Annotated in this window: 2 protein-coding genes; both read right to left on the minus strand. The window is 48.1% G+C overall.

The window, feature by feature from the left end; all coding sequences use genetic code 11:
* Positions 1–17,279 (minus strand): non-ribosomal peptide synthase/polyketide synthase (locus tag H509_RS26015; protein WP_211234359.1); only part of this gene is annotated, 17,279 nt, incomplete at its 3' end.
* 166 nt (positions 17,280–17,445) lie between these two features.
* The coding region (locus H509_RS28815; protein WP_425414250.1) for a condensation domain-containing protein at positions 17,446–19,196 on the minus strand (1,751 nt) is incomplete at its 5' end.

Here is a 19,196-nt window from a genome sequence, read left to right on the forward strand (position 1 = left end):
CGGGCTACATCTCCCGTGTTGTACAACCGTCCGCCTGCTGCTAACGGATGCGCTAGGAACTTCTCGTCCGTTAAATCCGGGCGGCCCCAATAACCACGACCGACGCAATCGCCAGATACGTACAGTGCACCTGCAACCCCGATTGGCTGCTGCTCAAAGTTGTCATTTACGATGTAAATTTGGGTATTTGCGACTGGTTTGCCGATCGGCGGTAAACCGACCGCGATGTCAGTTGGCTGCATCGTATGTGTTGTTACCACATGTGTCTCTGACGGACCGTAATGGTTGTGCAAGCTAATGCCGAGCTGTTGCAAGCATGCTTGTACTTGCGGGGTGACAACTAATTGTTCACCAGCAGTAATGATATGCTCGACGCAGCGCGGGAAAGCTTCTGCCCACTCCGGCTCTGCAAAAATGAACTTCACAAACGCCACTGGCAAATACAGCACGTTAATGTGGTTGTGCTCGATTTCACGGAACAACTGCAACGGCTCTTTGCGTACTTCGTTGTCTACCATGTACAAGCAGCCACCGAACAACAGCGCGGAAAACATTTCTTGATAGCTCACATCAAAGCTGTTCGACGCGTACTGCAAAATGCGCGACGGCATCGGAATCGTCGTTTCGTGCTGCTGATAGTACAGCAAATTGACCATGTTGCGATGCTCCAGCATGACCCCTTTCGGATTGCCAGTCGTACCAGACGTGTAAATAATGTAGAGCAAGTGGGTCGCCTCATTAACGTTAGGCACGGCCGCACCTGTTCCCGTGTAGCTTGCCGCAGCATGCACATCAAGCTTGTCAACTTCATCCGGAATAAGCTCAAACAGCGACGCTTGTGTCAGCACCAGCTTGGCCCCGCTGTCTGCCAGCATGTAGCGGATACGCGTTTCCGGATACTCTGGATCAATCGGGACAAAGGTGCCTCCTGCTTTCAGTACAGCCAATACAGCAACGACCATCTCAAGCGAGCGCTCCACCATAATGCCAACAGGCTGCTCGGCCGCAACACCATGCGCTTGCAGCGTTTGAGCAAGTTGGTTCGCTTTTTGCTCCAACTGCACATAGGTTAGCTGCTCACTGCCAAACACAACCGCTGGCGCGTCAGGCGTGCGCTCCACCTGTGCTGCAAACAACTCGTGCACCGTGTTGTCACGCGGGTAAGCCATTGCGGTGTTGTTAAAGACCTCTTGCAATTGCTGCTTCTCTGCATCGGTTACGATCGGAAGCGAAGCGATGTGTGCTTGCGGGTTATCCAGCACAGCAGCAATGAAAGTCTTAAAGTGCCCGATCATTCGTGCAATTGTTGCACGCTCAAACAGTTCCGTTGAATACTCAATGCTGCATATGATTTCCGCGTCTGCTTCTTCTGCTTGGAACGTCAGATCAAATTTCGAAACCGTATGCTCGTTTTGAACCGCCTGCAGCTTCAGTCCATGAATGTTCATATCACCTAGTTCCGCATTTTGTAAAATAAACATCGTGTCAAACACAGGATTGCGGCTCATATCTCGTACTACTTGAACTTTATCGACGAGTTCCTCGAACGGATAATTTTGATTTTCAAAGGCGCCTAATGTTGATTCTTTCACTTCTTCCAAATAGGTCATAAATGATTTATGGCCAGCCGGATAGCTGCGAATGGCCAACGTATTAACAAACATGCCCATCAGCGGCTGGAGGTCTGCATGATTTCGCCCTGCAATCGGTGTGCCGACGATAATATCCTCTTGAGCCGAGTATTTATGCAGCAGAGCAGTATATGCCGCCAGCAACACCATGTACATGGTCGCCCCACTGTTTGTGGCCAACTGCCGTAAGCCCTCGCTCTGCTCTTGGTCAAGTACGAACTGTAGCAAATCTCCGCGGAAGCTTTGGGTCACTGGACGAATATGATCGGTTGGCAGCTCAAGTACAGGGATTTCGCCTGCAAGGGCATGCAGCCAATAAGCTTCCTGCTGTTTCATTTGAGCTTCCTGCACGGCCGATTGCTGCCACACCGCGTAATCTTTATATTGGATTTGCAGTGACGGCAGTTCCTCTTCTCCATACAAACGAACAAATTCATTCACTAGAATTCCCATCGAAGTTCCGTCGGAAATAATATGGTGCATGTCAAACATCAACAGATAGCGATGCTCGGACAACTTGATGAGCCCCACACGCAGCAGCGGTGGCTGCTCCAGTTGGAACGAGCGTACAAATGACCGCGTAAGCTGATCGGCCTCTTGTTCACTTGCCTCCATATATTCGACTGCAAAATCCACTTTTTCAGCAATTCGCTGTACAGGCTCACCATTAACTAATTCGAAGCCCGTCCGCAGCGTTTCGTGCCTTGAGATGAGTGCTTGGAAAGCAGCTTCAAAGCGACTGCGATCTAAAGCTCCTTCAAGCAGCAAGATGTTAGGCATGTTATAGCTCAGTTCAGCTCCATCCAGCTGATGTAAAATATAGAGCCGTTTCTGTGCGGATGAAACAGGATAATACTCGCTAGTCTGTGCAACCGGAATGCTTGTGTACGCGTGCTTCCCTGCTTGGGTCAGGCGCTGTGCCATCGCTTCAAGCGTTGGGTATTGGAACACTTCACGCAGTGGCATCTCAAGCTGAAGCTCTTGATGCAGCCGATTCACTAAAATAGTAGCCCGCAAGGAGTGCCCGCCAAGCTCAAAGAAATTGTCGGTCATACTAACGATCGGTATTCCAAGTACCTCTTGCCAGATCCGAGCAAGCTGTTCCTCCTGCGGCGTGCGTGGTGCCACATGTTCTGTTCCGGTGTTTATATGCTCTTCTGGTGCTGGCAGCCATTTACGGTCCACCTTACCGTTAGGTGTCAGTGGCAGGCGTTCCAATGGAATGAAATGAGATGGGAGCATATAAGCAGGCAGTTCCTGCCCCAGAATAGCCTTCAGCTCACCAGCCGATATCGGTTGCTCCGCTACATAATAAGCGCAAAGCTGCTTCTCACCGTTGTCAGTCTCTCTTGCAATAACGATTGCTTCTTGTACAGCTGGAACATCAAGCAGGTGGGCTTCAATCTCACCCAATTCTATCCGATAGCCGCGAATTTTTACTTGCTGATCGATACGTCCTACGTATTCAATTGAACCGTCTGGCAGCCATTTTGCCAGATCTCCGGTTCGATACATCCTTTCACCCGCGGCAAACGGATTTTCGACGAACTTTTCCGCCGTCAAATCAGGACGGTTCAAATACCCACGGGCCAAACCATCACCCGCCACACACAATTCCCCCGCTACGCCAACTGGCAACAGCTTGTTCTTGCCATCTACGATATATATAGCTGTATTGCTGATCGGGCCACCAATCGGAACCGTAACCGCCTGCTCTGGTATTTCATGGACGTCATAACATGTTGCAAAGACCGTACTCTCCGTTGGGCCGTACACATGCTTGATCGTTCCAGGCCCAAGATGACCGAGCGCTTTGCGAACGTGGTTGACGGATACACGCTCCCCACCGAACAAAATAGCGCGGATGTGACGCAAGCACGCAGTATTAACATCTACTAGTACATTAAAGAATGCAGTTGTAATAAACATAACCGAGATCCGTTCACGCTCAATCAAATCAGCCAGCTTTCGAACCTCAAGCAGTATTTCTTGCGGGATAATAACAAGTCTTGCTCCGTTTAGCAGCGCACCAAAGATGTCAAACGTTGAACCATCAAATGCGTAGCTGGATAATTGCAGAACATGATCCTGATCCGTAATACGTATATATTTTGCACCTTTTACTACCCGTACGATGTTGCGATGAGTCGTTAAATTTCCTTTAGGCTTACCTGTTGTACCCGACGTGTAGATCACATAGGCCAAGTCTGTCGCATCGCTGCTATCTTCCAGATTCGATCCGTCGAATTCATACGCTTGTTCATCATCCAACAAGATAATTTGCTGTATGTCAGGCACTCTACCTGCAAGCTGCTGCTGCGTCAGCATAAGCTGAGCACCGGAATCTTCGATCATGTAGCGAATCCGTTCTTCCGGATATTCCGGATCGATAGGTACATAAGCACCACCGGCCTTTAATATGGCGAGTATACCGACAATCATATGGATGGAGCGCTCGACCATAAGGCCAACCAATTGGTCTGTCGTTACCCCTTGCGACTTCAACGTGCGAGCAAGGCGATTGGCGCGTTCGTTTAATTCACGGTAGGTCCAATCACAGTTATTAAACGAGACAGCAACCGCATCGGGTACTTGTTGTACTTGTTCCTCAAACAATCGATGCAGCGCAGTATGACGTGGATAATCTGTGATTGTAGCGTTAAAGGTGTCTATAATCTCTAGCTTCTCGGAATCTGTCGTTAATTCAAGATCAGCAATTAATATGTGCGGATTGGTCGCAATCTGCTCCAGTGTATGCATCAGGTGTCCCATTAGCCGCTCCATATCTGCCTGCCTGAACACATTGGCATTGTAATCAAAGCGGAAGGAAAGCTCTTCGCCTGGAATGACAATCAGATTGAAGTCATAATTGGTCTGCTCTTCCACCTCAACATGTGTAATAGCCAGCATTCCACGCTCGTCGCCACCTGCCTGTTCCAATTGCTCATCCATAGGATAATTTTCAAATACGATAATTTGTCTAACGAGATCTTGCTTTTGCACTGTACGTGCTTGAATCTCATACAACGGGTAATAGTCGAATTTACCGGATTCAAGCGCTTGCTCCTGCAATTGTCCCATTAGTGCGGCAAAACTCGCATCAGCAGCGCATCTTACACGGACCGGTATCGTATTGATAAACAACCCAATCATCGACTCAATACCTGCTATTTCCGCAGGTCTGCCGGACACGACGCTGCCGAAGACTACATCGTTAGTGCCATTGTATTTTTGTAAAATGACACCCCATGCCGCTTGCAGCAACGTATTCAGCGTTACTTGATGCTGCTTCGCTGCCCGTGTGATCGCTTTGCTTAAGGATGCGTTCAGTTCACAGCTCAGTTGTTCTGCTACGTAAGCCGCGCTTCGAATTGAGGTTGTTTCTTGCGGAAGTGCGGTCTGCTGATCGTAGTCTTCCAAGTAGGTGGACCAATACGCAGAAGCCGCTTCTCCGTCCCGCCTTTCAAGCCATTCAATATATTGACTGTATGCAGGAGCAGTTGACGGAGCTGGTTGTTGCTGCTGCACGAACGAATCATAGGTATCAAACAGCTCTTGTGTAAGCTGCGGCAAACACCAACCATCCATCAAAATGTGATGGGAGCTCCAGAGCACTTGGTATTTACATTCATCCGTTTGTATAACGGTTACACGTAGTAAAGCATCACGCTCCAGATCAAATCCACGTGCCTGATCTTTGGCAGCCACATCCCGCATGTACGCTGCTTGTGCTTCTTCACTTAACGCTCGTATGTCTTCAAAGGTGAAGCCAAGTGTCTTGTCCTTAAACACGATTTGCACCGGTTCACCAAGCGGTCCGCTCGTAAAATTTGTACGAAGTACAGCATGGTTCTGCGCCAAAGTTTGCAAACTTTTAGCAAATAAGTCCACATCTAGCTCACCTTCGAGCGTAAAGCGGGTCTGCTCATGATACGCGCCCGTCTGACTGTTCATGGCGCTGTGGAACCACATTCCCTTCTGCATCGGCGTGAGTGTGTATATATTTTCAATGTGACCCGTATGCTGCATCCGTTCCGTCAGCTGCTCTAACGCATCCACGCTTAGTCCTTGCAGGAGGACATCACTAGGCGTTAATTCAGGGCGTTCCTGTGCTGCGCAGTGGTTAATAATGTCTTGCAAGCATGATTTCAGGCAAGCCGCCAACTGTAACATCGTCTCATTGCGGAATTGTTTACCGCTGTAGCTCAAATCAAGCGATAAGACGCCATTTGTGATGATGCCGTTAATATCCAATGCGTACTTGCGTGCTTGTTCATCACTAATATCCGACCCACTCGAATACGGTGATATCATCAACTCGTTGCTTTGCAAATCCTGATCGAATTGCCCCAGATAGTTAAATCGAATATCAGGGGTTTGAGCAGCCGCCCATAGCGGCTCATCACACGTAGATAAGTAACGGCAGATGCCATACCCGATACCTTTGTTCGGAATCCGGCGCAAATCTTCTTTTACCTTTTTAAGTTGATAGGATAACGATTTCCCTGCCTCTGTTTCTAAAAGAAGCGGGTATTCGCTCGTAAACCAACCTACTGTTCGTGTTATATCCACATCTTCCAAAATGGACTCACGTCCATGACCTTCTAACGCAACTAGCACCCGATCAAGTCCACGCCACTGCTGGACAGCCATGCCAAGTGCTGTCAGCAGGACATCATTCATGTCCGTGTTATAAGCACGATGAACCTGCTTCAGCAATAGCTCCGTATCTTCTTGGCTCCACTCCACGCTGATAGATTCGGTGTCTCTTTGGAATGTCTGTTCGATCGCGAAGTCTTTAGATAAAGATACAACGTCAGTTTTTACAATTCGCTCCCAAAAGCCACGTTCTTTGTTTATCGCATCACGGTTTGCATAAGCAGCAAGCTGCTCCGCCCAAAGCTGGAAGCTATCTGTTTTGGCAGGTAAAGTGACCGCTTCACCTTTCACTGCTTGCTCATAGCCAGCAGCGATATCTTCTAGCAAGATCCGCCACGACACGCCGTCGATGACCAAATGATGGATGACAAGCAAGAAATGATCTCCATCCACCCCGTGGAACAAACCTGCTTTTACTAGCGGACCCGTCTCCAAATCAATTCCACTTTGAATTTGATTCGCTTTTGACTCAATCGCTGCACCAGGATCGGCTAACTGTGTAACATCAATCTCTTCCAGGCTATACAGATTGCCATCTGTAATTGCGCGGTTCCAAATCGTATATTCGCCTTGAGCTGTCTTCCGCACGATGATACGTAAAGCGTCATGATGCGCCAGCAGCTTATTCAGTGTTGCCAGCAGCGCTGTCACGTTAAAGCCTTCTTTGCGGAACAACATGATGGACTGGTTAAAATGGTGTGAATCAGCGAACTTCTGCTCCACAAACCAATGTTGAATCGGTGTTAAAGGAACGGCGCCTGTTACTTCACCTTGATGCGCCAAGCGACTGATTGGCTGTAAATGTGCTTGTAGCTGCGCAATTGTCGGGTATTTGAACAAGTCCCGAATTTCCAGCTTAAAGCCCGCCTGCTGTAGCCTGGATGCCACTTGAATGGACTTGATGGAATCGCCGCCGAGTTCAAAGAAATGATCCAGCACACCGACTCGCTCAATACCCAACACAGCTTGCCATACAGTGGCAAGCGTCTTCTCGACATCAACACGCGGCGCAACATACTCCGCACCTGTTTGCAAGCTTCCTTCAGGAGCTGGCAGCAACTTGCGATCTAACTTGCCGTTTGGTGCAAGCGGCATTTGCTCTAGTTGGACAAAGTACGACGGAATCATGTAACTTGGCAATTCCTCGGCGAGAGCTGCTCTCAGCTCGCCTACCGTCAGCTCACCTTCTGCGACGTAATAAGCACAGAGCGATTTTTGTCCGCTCTCGTCCTCCCTTGCCACCACGACCGTCTCACGTACCGCCTCGACTCGTAGCAGCTGCGTCTCAATCTCGCCCAACTCAATACGGTATCCGCGTATTTTTACTTGGTGGTCAATCCGACCCAAGTATTCAATGTTGCCGTCAGAGAGCCAACGTGCAAGGTCACCTGTACGGTACATGCGTTCACCTGGCACTGCTGGCAGCGTCACAAATTTGTCTGCTGTCAGCTCTGGCCGCATCCAATAGCCGCGTGCCAGTCCTACGCCTGCGATGCACAGTTCACCCGCCACACCAATCGGCTGTAGCTGATTTTGCGCACTTACAATATAGATTCGCGTATTGTCGATCGGCTTGCCGATCGGAACACTCACGTACGGCTGGCCTGCTTCGCAATCAAAGTACGTCACATCAACGGTCGCTTCCGTTGGTCCGTACAGGTTGATCAGCCTAGCCCCGTTCACCGGTGCAATAAAGCGCTGGAAGCGCTCGACTTGCGAGGCGAGCAGCGCTTCGCCGCTCGTAAACACTTGTCGCAGCGGCCGCAAGCTGCGCTCACGCTCGGCCGGCGTCAACTGCTCTACGTGCTCAAGGAAGGCGTGCAGCATCGACGGCACAAAGTGCATCGTCGTAATACGCGCTCGTTCAATCGTCTCGAGAATGACCGCCGGATTTTTCTCGCCGCCTACTGGCAGCAGGCATACTTTCGAGCCTACAAAAGCCCACCAGAACAACTCCCAAACGGAAACGTCAAACGTAATCGCCGTCTTCTGCATAATCGTATCTTCCGCACCGATCTCATACCGCTTCTGCATCCAGAGCAAGCGGTTGATGACGGAAGTATGCTCCACCATCACGCCTTTCGGACGTCCCGTCGTCCCTGACGTGTAGATGACGTATGCCGCATCATGCGGCTGGTTGACTGCTTCCAAATTTGTGCCATCTGCATCGTACATTTGATGGTCATCCAACTGTACGACACGTCCGGCAAAGTCAACGCCTTCTCCCAAGCTGCCCTGAATAAGCAGCACCTGTGCTTTCGAATCCTCCAGCATATAACGAATGCGTTCTTCCGGATAATCCGGTGCGATTGGTACGTACGCTCCACCTGCTTTTAGCACCGCCATAATGCCAACCATCATTTCCAAGGAACGATCCGCCATCACGCCGACGATTTGGTCTGGCACCACGCCTATTTTCCGCAGCGTCCGAGCTAGGCGATTCGCTTGTTCATTCAGCGCTTGATAAGTTAACGACGTTTCCTCGAACATCACCGCGACGGCATCTGGAGTTTGAGCTGTCTGTTCTTCAAACATTCGATGAATCGTCTGATGCTGCGGATAATCGGCCGCCGTATCGTTAAACGAGTTCATCAGCTCCGCCTTTTCCGCAACGGTCGCCAGTTCCAGCTCGCCTACCGTAATTCGCGGATTAGCCGTCACTTGCTCAAGCACATGTACGAGGTGGTCTCGCAGTCTTGCCATACTATTTCGATCGTACACATTCGCATTAAATTCAATTCGGAACATAATATCATCGCCAGGCATTGCAACCAAATTAAAATCATAATTGGTTTGTTCTGCGACTTGTACATCCGTAATGACCAGTTGGCCCCGCTCATCACCAGCCTGTTCCATTTGCTCTTCCATCGGGTAGTTTTCAAATACGAGAATATGGTTAATCAAATCTTGCTTTTGTGTGCTTTTTCCTTGAATTTCATACAAAGGATAATAATCGTAGCGCCCAGACTCCAGCGCCTGCTCCTGCATCCGCGCCATCAATCCAGCAAAGTCCGTTTCCACGTCACATGTGACACGAATCGGTATCGTATTTATAAACAGTCCAATCATTGATTCAATGCCAGCAACTTCAGCCGGTCTACCTGAAACGACACCACCGAAGACGACATCATCGGTACCATTATATTTTTGTAAAATGATCCCCCATGCAGCTTGCAGCAACGTGTTTAACGTTACTTGATGTTTTTTGGCCACACGACTCATATTTGAGCTTAGTGATTCGCCCAGTTCAAACACAATGTGCTCCGCCATATACCCGTCGCTGCGACCTTGTAATTTTCCTTGCGGGAGCAGCGTCTGCTGGTCATAGCCCGCTAAATAATCGGACCAGTATTTAGAAGCTGCATCATTGTCTTGACGGCCCAACCATTCGATATATTGGCTATATGCCGGCGCCGCAGTCCGCTTCATTTCACGCTGCTGTACGGCAGCTGCATAGGTTTCCAACCATTCTTGCGTCAACTGAGGCAAGCACCAGCCATCCATAAGAATATGATGCGAGCTCCAGATCACATGGCTGCAATTGTCGCTTGTACGAATGACCAACACTCGCATGAGCGCATCTCGTTCCAGATCAAAGCCGCGTTCTTTGTCTGCTTGTGCCAACACCTCAACGTGCAGCTTTCGTTCTTGCTCTGACATGTCGCGCAGGTCTTCATAAGTAAACCCAGGCTGCTTGTCGCGGTAAACAATTTGGAGCAGCTCTCCGTTCCAGCCACTATAAAAATTCGTACGCAGCACCGCATGCTGCTTCGCAAGCGAGTCGAGGCTATTTGCAAACAACTGCACGTCAAGCTCACCTTGAACGTTAAATCGTGTTTGCTCGAAATAAGCACCTGCCTGGCGGTCCATAGCCGTATGGAACCACATCCCTTTTTGCATCGGCGTTAACGTGTAGATGTCCTCAACTTCTCCAATAGAGCTTGTCTGGACGACAATTTGCTCCAAATCTTCAATATGAAGTCCGTCAAACAACACGTCACTCGGTGTTAATTCCGCTCGTTCCTTTGCTGTACAGTGCGCAATAATATGCTGCAAGCTCTGGCGCAGCAAACTTGCCAACTGTTCGATCGTGTCATGACGATACTGTTTGCTGCTGTAGCTTAAATCGAGCACGAGTGCACCGCCTGAAATCATGCCGTTAATATCTAGTGTATAACCTCGTAATTGGCGAGCGCTCATTTCGGAACCACTAGAATATGGTGATACTTCCATATCGTTGTGTGCCAAGTCTTGATCAAACTGTCCTAAATAATTAAAGCTAATTTCCGGCTTGGACATAGAAGCATGATCAGCCATACGTTGACCAGACAAATACCGATAAATGCCATACCCGATCCCTTTATTCGGAATGCGGCGCAAATTTTCCTTTGTCTTTTTAATCTGGTAGGACAGTCCCTTATCTGGCTCTGCTTCAAGCAGCACAGGATATTCACTTGTGAACCAACCCACTGTGCGGGAAATATCTACGTCTGGTAGGATGGACTCCCGTCCGTGACCTTCCAATGTAACGAGCACTTGACTATGAAGGCACCATTTTTGGACTGCCATTCCGAGCGCCGTCAGTAAAATGTCATTCATGTCTGTGTTATACGCACGATGAACATGCTTCAGTAGCTGCTCGGTTTCCTCAGCACTCCACTCCACAATAACGGAGGCGCTATCTTGTTGGTACGATTGTTCAGCCTCATAATCTTTAGGAAGCAAAGCGGTCTTCGACTGTTCTACTTGCTCCCAGTAGGCGTACTCCCGTTCCATTTTCGGATTTAGTGCATGCGCAGCTAGCTGTTCAGCCCACACCCGATAGCTGTCGGTTTTGGAAGGGAAACGAACTGCCTCACCTTTTAATGCCTGCTCATAGCCCGAAGCAATATCCTCCAGCAAAATACGCCAAGAAACACCGTCAACGACACCATGATGCATTACGATTAACAGATGATCGCCGTCGTCCGCATGCATTAACCCAGCCCTTACCAAAGGACCTCCATACAACTCGATACCGCCTTGTATTTCATTGGCTAAAGCCTCGATTGCTTGTTTGCTGGATGGATGGCCTGTGAAATCCCGTACATCCAATCTATAAAGCTCACCGTCGCCTACCTTCCGGTTCCATGCGGTATACTCGCCTTGATCAGAGTGACGAAATACGATCCGTAATGCATCGTGGTGCGTAACGAGCGCTTCTAATGTAGTGCGGAGAGCCGCTTCGTTGAAGCCATCCCTGCGATGCAGCATGATCGATTGATTGTAGTGGTGCGGGTCTTCCATTTGTTGTTCAATAAACCAACTGAGAATCGGTGTTAATGGAACCTCGCCTGACACCTCGCCTTGATCGGCGACTTTGCCTACTGCTTGAATATGTGGAGCTAGCTGGGTAATTGTCGGATATTTAAACAAATCACGAATTTCTAGCTTGTAACCGACCTGGTGCAAACGGGATGACACTTGAATCGACTTAATGGAGTCCCCACCCAATTCGAAGAAATGATCCAGCACGCCGATACGATCTGTACCTAGTACCGTTTGCCATACCGTTGCGAGCGCTGCTTCCACAGCTGTACGAGGCGCAACATAATCCGTACCTGTATGAGCGTTTCCTTCTGGTGTAGGTAAAGACTTGCGGTCAACTTTTCCATTTGGTGTAAGCGGCAAACGCTCAAGCTGCACAAAATAGGACGGAATCATATAAGTTGGCAGCTCATCTGCCAAAGCATTATGAAGCTCACTAACCGTTAATTGTTTGTCCGACACGAAATAAGCGCACAATGCTTTTTGACCATTTCGATCTTCACGAGCTACAACTACAGCTTCACGAACGATGTCCAGCTTGAGCAGCTTGGATTCCACTTCGCCGATTTCGATCCGATAGCCGCGAATTTTAACTTGATGGTCGATACGTCCTAAGTATTCCACATTCCCATCCGGCATCCATCTGGCGAGGTCCCCCGTCTTATAAATGCGTTCTCCTGCAAGGAAAGGATTCGCCACAAACTTCTCTGCTGTCAGTCCAGGCTGATTCCAATACCCGCGTCCTACACATGGACCTCCAATGTATAATTCACCGATAATGCCAATTGGTTGAAGCGAATGATGGTCGTTTAAAATATACATCGTCACACCAGGCATAGGTTTACCGATAGGCAGCGTACGTGGTATTTCCTTTGTCTTCGGCTCATAGTAAGAAGCATCAATACAAGTTTCCGTTATGCCGTAGCTGTTGATGATTCTCATTTGTGAACCAAACCGATCGATCAGCTTCTGAAACTCTTCTGTAGGGCAGTAATCTGAACCGACAGCTACTAGCTTCAGACTGCTAATATCCAACTTGTTTTCGTACACGTATTCCATTAACGGAATGACAAGTGACGGTGTTGAATCAAACATATGAATACCATGTTTATTAATTAATTGATAGATTTCTGCCGGATTGGCACGAGCCTGCTCTGGGCAAAGAATGAGTTCTCCACCGTGCAACAGGGCGCGAATCAGGTCACCCGAGAACACGTCAAAGGAGAAGCTCGCCCACTGCATCCAACGAATATTGGCATCGCGCAGTCGATACTCACGTTCCCACGCACGCGCTAACACCGTCAATTGTTTATGCTCGATCATGACGCCTTTAGGCTTGCCGGTCGTTCCTGATGTATAAATGATGTAGGCTAAGTGCTCAGGTGTATTAGAGGATTCCAAATTAGAAGCGTCTATATCATAAGATGAGTCGTCGTCCAGTATGACCCATACTCCGTCAAACATAACGCGCTCCTGGAGATGACGCTGCGTCACCAGTACACGCGCATTTGAATCTTCCAGCATGTAACGAATACGATCTTCTGGATATTTCGGGTCAATCGGCACATACGCGCCACCTGCTTTTAATATCGCGATAATGCCTACAATCATTTCTAATGAGCGATCCGCCAAAATACCTACCAATTGTTCAGGCTCTACACCGTTTCCTCGCAGCGTTCTGGCTAGTCGATTCGACCGTTCATTAAGCTCACGATACGTGAGTTGCCCATCTTCGTGTATGACAGCGATATGATCTGGCGTACGTTCTACCTGCTCTTCAAATAGCTGGTGCACCACTTTTCCTTGTGGGATGTCTGGTGACTCCTCATTGAAAATAAAGCGAATCTGTGCTTGTTCCTCGATGGTTAACATGCCAAGTGCTGCGATTGGGGCAGCTGGCTCGTTTACGATAGCAGCAAGCAATTGAACAAAATGATTTGTCATTCTAACGATCGTGTCGCGCTTGTACAAAGCAGTTGCGTATTCCATGCTGCACGTGAACCCATCAGCCCCTTCAACAACGTCGAGGCTTAGGTCGAATTTCGATATGTTGTGTTCGCTTGGATAAGGCTTTAATTGCAATCCCTGCAATACAAAATCCTTACCACCAGCTGCATTCTGCAAGGAAAACATCGTATCAAAAAGTGGATTACGACTCATGTCGCGTGGCACCTGAAGCTTGTTTACAAGTTCCTCAAATGGGTATTCTTGATGCTCAAATGCCAGCAGCGCTTGTTGTGTAACTTCATCAAGGTAAGACAGGAACGTCTTTTCTTTAGATGGATAATTACGAATCGCAAGCGTACTAACAAACATCCCGATTAGCGGCTGCAAATCACTGTGCGTTCTGCCTGCATTCGGAGTTCCTACAATAATGTCTTCCTGACCTGTATATTTTTGAAGTAATACGGTATAGGCGGCAAGCAGCACCATATATAATGTAGTTCCACTATCCGTAGCAAGACGCTGCAACGCCGTGCCGATCTCCCTATTTATGGTGAATTCTAAAGTATCGCCTTCATAGCTCTGGATGGCAGGCCGCATATAATCCGTCGGCATTTCCAGCACTGGAAGTTCGCCACTGAACGACTGAAGCCAGTAAGCTTCTTGCCGCATCATCCGCTCTTGCTGCGGTGCTGATTGCTGCCATACGGCGTAATCTTTGTACTGGATACGCAGTTCAGGAAGCACTTCACCCCCATATAATTGAGCAAATTCTTCCACTACGATTCCCATCGACACACCATCTGAAATAATATGATGCATATCATAAAGGAGAATGTGGCGGTTCTCTTCTAAATGAACCAGACCGACTCGCAGCAGCGGTGGTGTGTGCAAATGAAAAGCACGTACAAAATCACGAACCGTCTGATCAGCCTCTGCCTCACTACTTTTCATATACTCCACTGCAAACTCTACTTCACGATGCACACGCTGCATGGGCTCACCGTTTACCAGTTCGAATCCAGTACGCAGCGTCTCGTGGCGTGCGATTAACTTACAAAATGCCGACTCAAATTGTTCAAGGTCAAGTGCCCCTTCAAGCAGCATAACGCCTGGCATGTTATAACTCTGCTCCGCACCTTCTAGTTGCTGCAAAATATACAGTCGCTTCTGGGATGAAGACACCGGATAAAATTGTCGCTCTTCTACTGGTGTAATTGCATTGTACTCCTGCTGCTCCATGCCGCCTATCCACTGTGCAAGCTCCGCAACCGTTGGAGCGTTAAACAGTTCACGCAATGGCACACTGACACCTAACTCTTTGTGCAATTTGCTTGCGAGATCAGCACCCCGAAGAGAATGACCGCCAAGTTCAAAGAAATTATCTTTTACGCCTATTCGAGCTACACCAAGCGTTTCCTGCCATATTTGCACAAGCTTCTCTTCCAGTTCTGTTCGTGGAGCAGCGTACTCCGTACCCGTTGCAATATTATCAAGCGGATCTGGGAGAGACTTGCGGTCCAGCTTACCATTCGGTGTGAGCGGCAGCTGATCCAGTTGAACAAAGTGGGAAGGAATCATGTAGTCAGGCAATCCGACAGCTAATGCAGCTCGCAGCTCGTTTACCATCAGGCTACGACCAGCTGTAAAATAGGCGCACAACGTCTGCTGGCCCTTGTCATCTGGTCGAGCAATTACGATAGCTTCACTTACATCGTCTATTTTCAGCAAGCTTGCTTCAATTTCGCCCAATTCGATCCGGAAGCCGCGAATTTTGACTTGATGATCGATACGTCCTAAATATTCGATTGTTCCATCGGGCAGCCAGCGCGCCGAATCACCAGTTCGATACATTCGATCGCCAAACACGTCTGCAAAAGGGTTCTCGACAAATTTTTCAGCTGTAAGCTCTGGGCGGTTCAAGTAGCCTCTAGCCAACCCTTGTCCTGCGATGCACAATTCACCTGGAACGTGTAACGGCTGAAGTTGGCCTACCGCATTTACGATCATAACTTGTGTATTTGAAATAGGGCTGCCAATCGTAATGGGCTGATTGTGCTTCAGCTTTTGGGAGCATGTTGTGACCACGCTATTCTCAGTCGGACCGTATTCATTAAACAATTGTACGTGTGGTACTAATTGCTGGCTTCGGGCCACAAGTGATGCGCTGACGCTCTCGCCAGCTAATGTCACCTTGCGTAATGTTGAGGCAGATTGTGCATTAACAATATTAAGCAGTGCACTGTATAAGTTCGGCACACAAATAAAGTGGGTAATACCCGAGCTCGTTATCATTTCACTCAAAGCAAGCGGGTCCTTTGATTGTTCTTCCCGCAGCATATGTACACTCGAACCAGAAACTAAAGATACAAACGTACTCATCACAAAGCCGTCAAAGGAAAACGAGAACAATTGCAGCACTCGATCAGAAGAACCAAATGCATAAAATTGCTTTCTCCACAGCAACGCATTAACTACGTTTTGATGCTCGATCATGACCCCTTTTGGATTACCAGTCGTCCCCGACGTATATATGACATATGCCAAATGTACCGGCTCCGCTGCGCTTGCTAAATTGGTACGCTCTTCATCGTAGTTAGCTTCATCGTTCACATCTACGATACAGCCGTTGTAAGAGACGCGATCTCGCAAATGACGCTGTAGCATCAGCACTTGCGCGCCTGAATCGTGCAGCATATAGTGAATGCGGTCTTGAGGATACTCAGGATCGATTGGTACGTAGGCACCACCCGCCTTCATTACGGCCAATATGCTAACCATCATTTCCAACGAACGTTCCACCATAATGCCAACTAATTGATCGGGCTTTACACCTACAGCCCTTAATGTTCGAGCTAATTGGTTCGCCCGCTCGTTTAACTCCTGATAAGTCATTTGTTGCTGATCATATACAATAGCGATCCCATTCGGTGTACGCTCCGCCTGTTCCTCAAATAATTGATGAACTGTATATTCGCGCGTATTCGCCTTCAACGTATCATTAAAGTCAATTAGTAGCTTCGTTGTTTCGAGTTCCGAAAGTAATTGTAAAGCACTCAATTTCTGTTCTGGATCGGACAAAACGGTGGAGAACACATGTTGTAAGTGGTTAATAATCTGGGTAATAAAGTCTGAGGTATAGACATTTTGGTTGTAGACTACATTTAGAAGAATTTGCTCGTTTTCAAGTTCGAATTGGAACAACAAGTCGGCTACGACATGCTGTGTGAAGCTTATCGTATGTATCTCTTTTAAAGCGACCATCGTATTTACTACAGGTAATGCGTTTACGGCTTGTAATTGCAACTGTTCTGTCATCAATCGAAACGGGATCTGCTGATGACGGATAGCGTCAGGAAGCGTTGACTTGAGTGCGGAAAGTAACGATTTAAATGTGGTCTCAGCATCTACTTTATCTTTAAGAATGACCACGTGGTTAATCGGGCGTCGTGTGTCACCTTCTTTCGGCACGATCGGCATGCCAACAACGATAGTTTCTTCATTCGTATATTTGTACAGCAAACTTTGAACGCCTGCCAGTAAGATCATGTAAATGGCCATCTTAGAGCTCCGTGCCATTTGAACAATGCGCTCGGAAGTATGGGCTGACAATGTGCTTGAAATAGAATAAAACGAGGTTGCTTCGCTGCTTGGAGGCTTATTATAGGGTAATGTCGTAGGAGTATCTTCAGCATCGAGCTTTGCCTGCCAAAAAACGATTTCCTTATCAAATGCCATTCTGATCTTCTCCCCTCTCTAATCGGGCAAAACTGTACACGTGCTTGTTTTCCCAGGGTGCAAGCAGGCCAGCATCGACATGATGCACCCCGGAATAAACAATGTTATACTACTTTGTCATCGTTCCCTATCCATTTCTTATCCTATGGGGAAGTCGATCTTCTGTTTAGAATGCAAAGTCAATTTCGGCTTCCAGCACTTCTTCTTGCCCATTCACTCCGCTTAATTGAATCTGCCCGAGTTGAATATCTGGCTGTTCACAGATTTGGGATAATATATTCAAAAAGTCTTCTGCAAAATTATCGATCATATTGGTTGAGAACAGTTTGGTGCAGTATTCGAAATGGCCACTCATAAGGCCGTCTTCCATACTAATTTCCAACGTCAGATCAAATTTTGCGATCGAATGGTTCTGGTTGTACGGCTCCACCGACAGATCACCCAGACTGACACTGTTGTTTTCTGTATTTTGTAAAATAAACATCGTATCAAACAATGGGTTCCGGCTTGGGTTGCGCACCACCTGTAGCTTCTCCACTAGCGCCTCGAATGGATAATCTTGATGCTCATAGGCCTGCAGCGTTGTAGCTTTTATTTCTTCCAAGTAGGAACTGAAGCTCTTTTCTGGATGCGGATAATTACGAATCGCCAATGAGTTCACAAACATCCCGATGAGTGGTTCCGTATCCGAATGTGTTCTGCCCGCAATTGGCGTGCCGACAATCAGATCGTCCTGTCCCGAGTACTTATGCAGCAAAGTTGTATAGGCCGCAAGCATGACCATATATAACGTGGCTCCTGCATTGCCAGCTAGACGCTGTAATTTGTCGCTCTGCTCGCGATCGATGGAGAATTGGAGCTTATCGCCCTCATAGCTGCGCTGTTCAGGTCTTGCATACTCAGTAGGCAATTCCAACAACGGCAGCTCACCATGCAGCGTATTCAACCAATAAGCCTCTTGGTGCTTCAACCGCTCTTGCTGCTCATCCATTTTCAACCATTCAACATAATCTTTGTACTGAATACGGAGCGGCACTAATTGTTCGCCGCTGTAAAGTCGGGTAAACTCATCAACCAATATCGCCATCGAAACACCATCAGACACAATATGATGCATGTCAAACAACAAAAGATGATGCCCAGCAGCAATTTCGACCAGTCCAACACGCAGCAATGGAGGCTGCTCTAACTCAAAGTCGCGAACGAATTGTGAAGCGATCTGCTCAAGCTCTTTGCCTTCTGCTTGAATATACTCCACTGCAAATTCAACTTGGGGATGAATCCGCTGTACAGCCTCACCCGCCACCGTTTCAAAGCTAGTACGCAACGTCTCATGTCGAGCAATCAGTTCTCGGAATGCTGCCTCCAAGCGAGTACGATCAATATGCCCTCTAATAGTTACAGCACCTGGCATGTTATAGCTTTGCTGCGCCCCTGCCATCTGATGCAAAATATAAATTCGTTTTTGCGCAGAAGAAAGCGGGTAATAAGGTTTGCTATTAGCTGTTGGAATTGCATGGAACTGTTGTTGTTCGAGTCCTTCAATAGCCTTTGCCATTGCCTCCAGCGTAGAGAACCGGAATACGTCTCGCAGCGGGAATTGAACATGAAGCGCTTTGTGTACCTTGCTGACCAGCGTCGTCGCACGCAACGAATGTCCGCCCAGTTCGAAGAAGTCTTCCTTCACCCCGATACGCTCAACACCAAGCACTTCTTGCCAGATGCGGACAAGTCTTGCCTCTAGTGGCGTGCGAGGCGCAATATGCACCGTATCGATATTAATTAGTCCTTCAGGAGCTGGCAGCAATTTGCGATCTAACTTGCCATTTGGTGCAAGCGGCATTTGCTCTAGCTGGACAAAGTACGACGGAATCATGTAACTTGGCAATTCCTCGGCGAGAGCTGCTCTCAGCTCGC

Origin of the sequence: Paenibacillus taiwanensis DSM 18679, assembly GCF_000425125.1 — a bacterium.
GTDB classification, from domain to species: domain Bacteria; phylum Bacillota; class Bacilli; order Paenibacillales; family Paenibacillaceae; genus Paenibacillus_B; species Paenibacillus_B taiwanensis.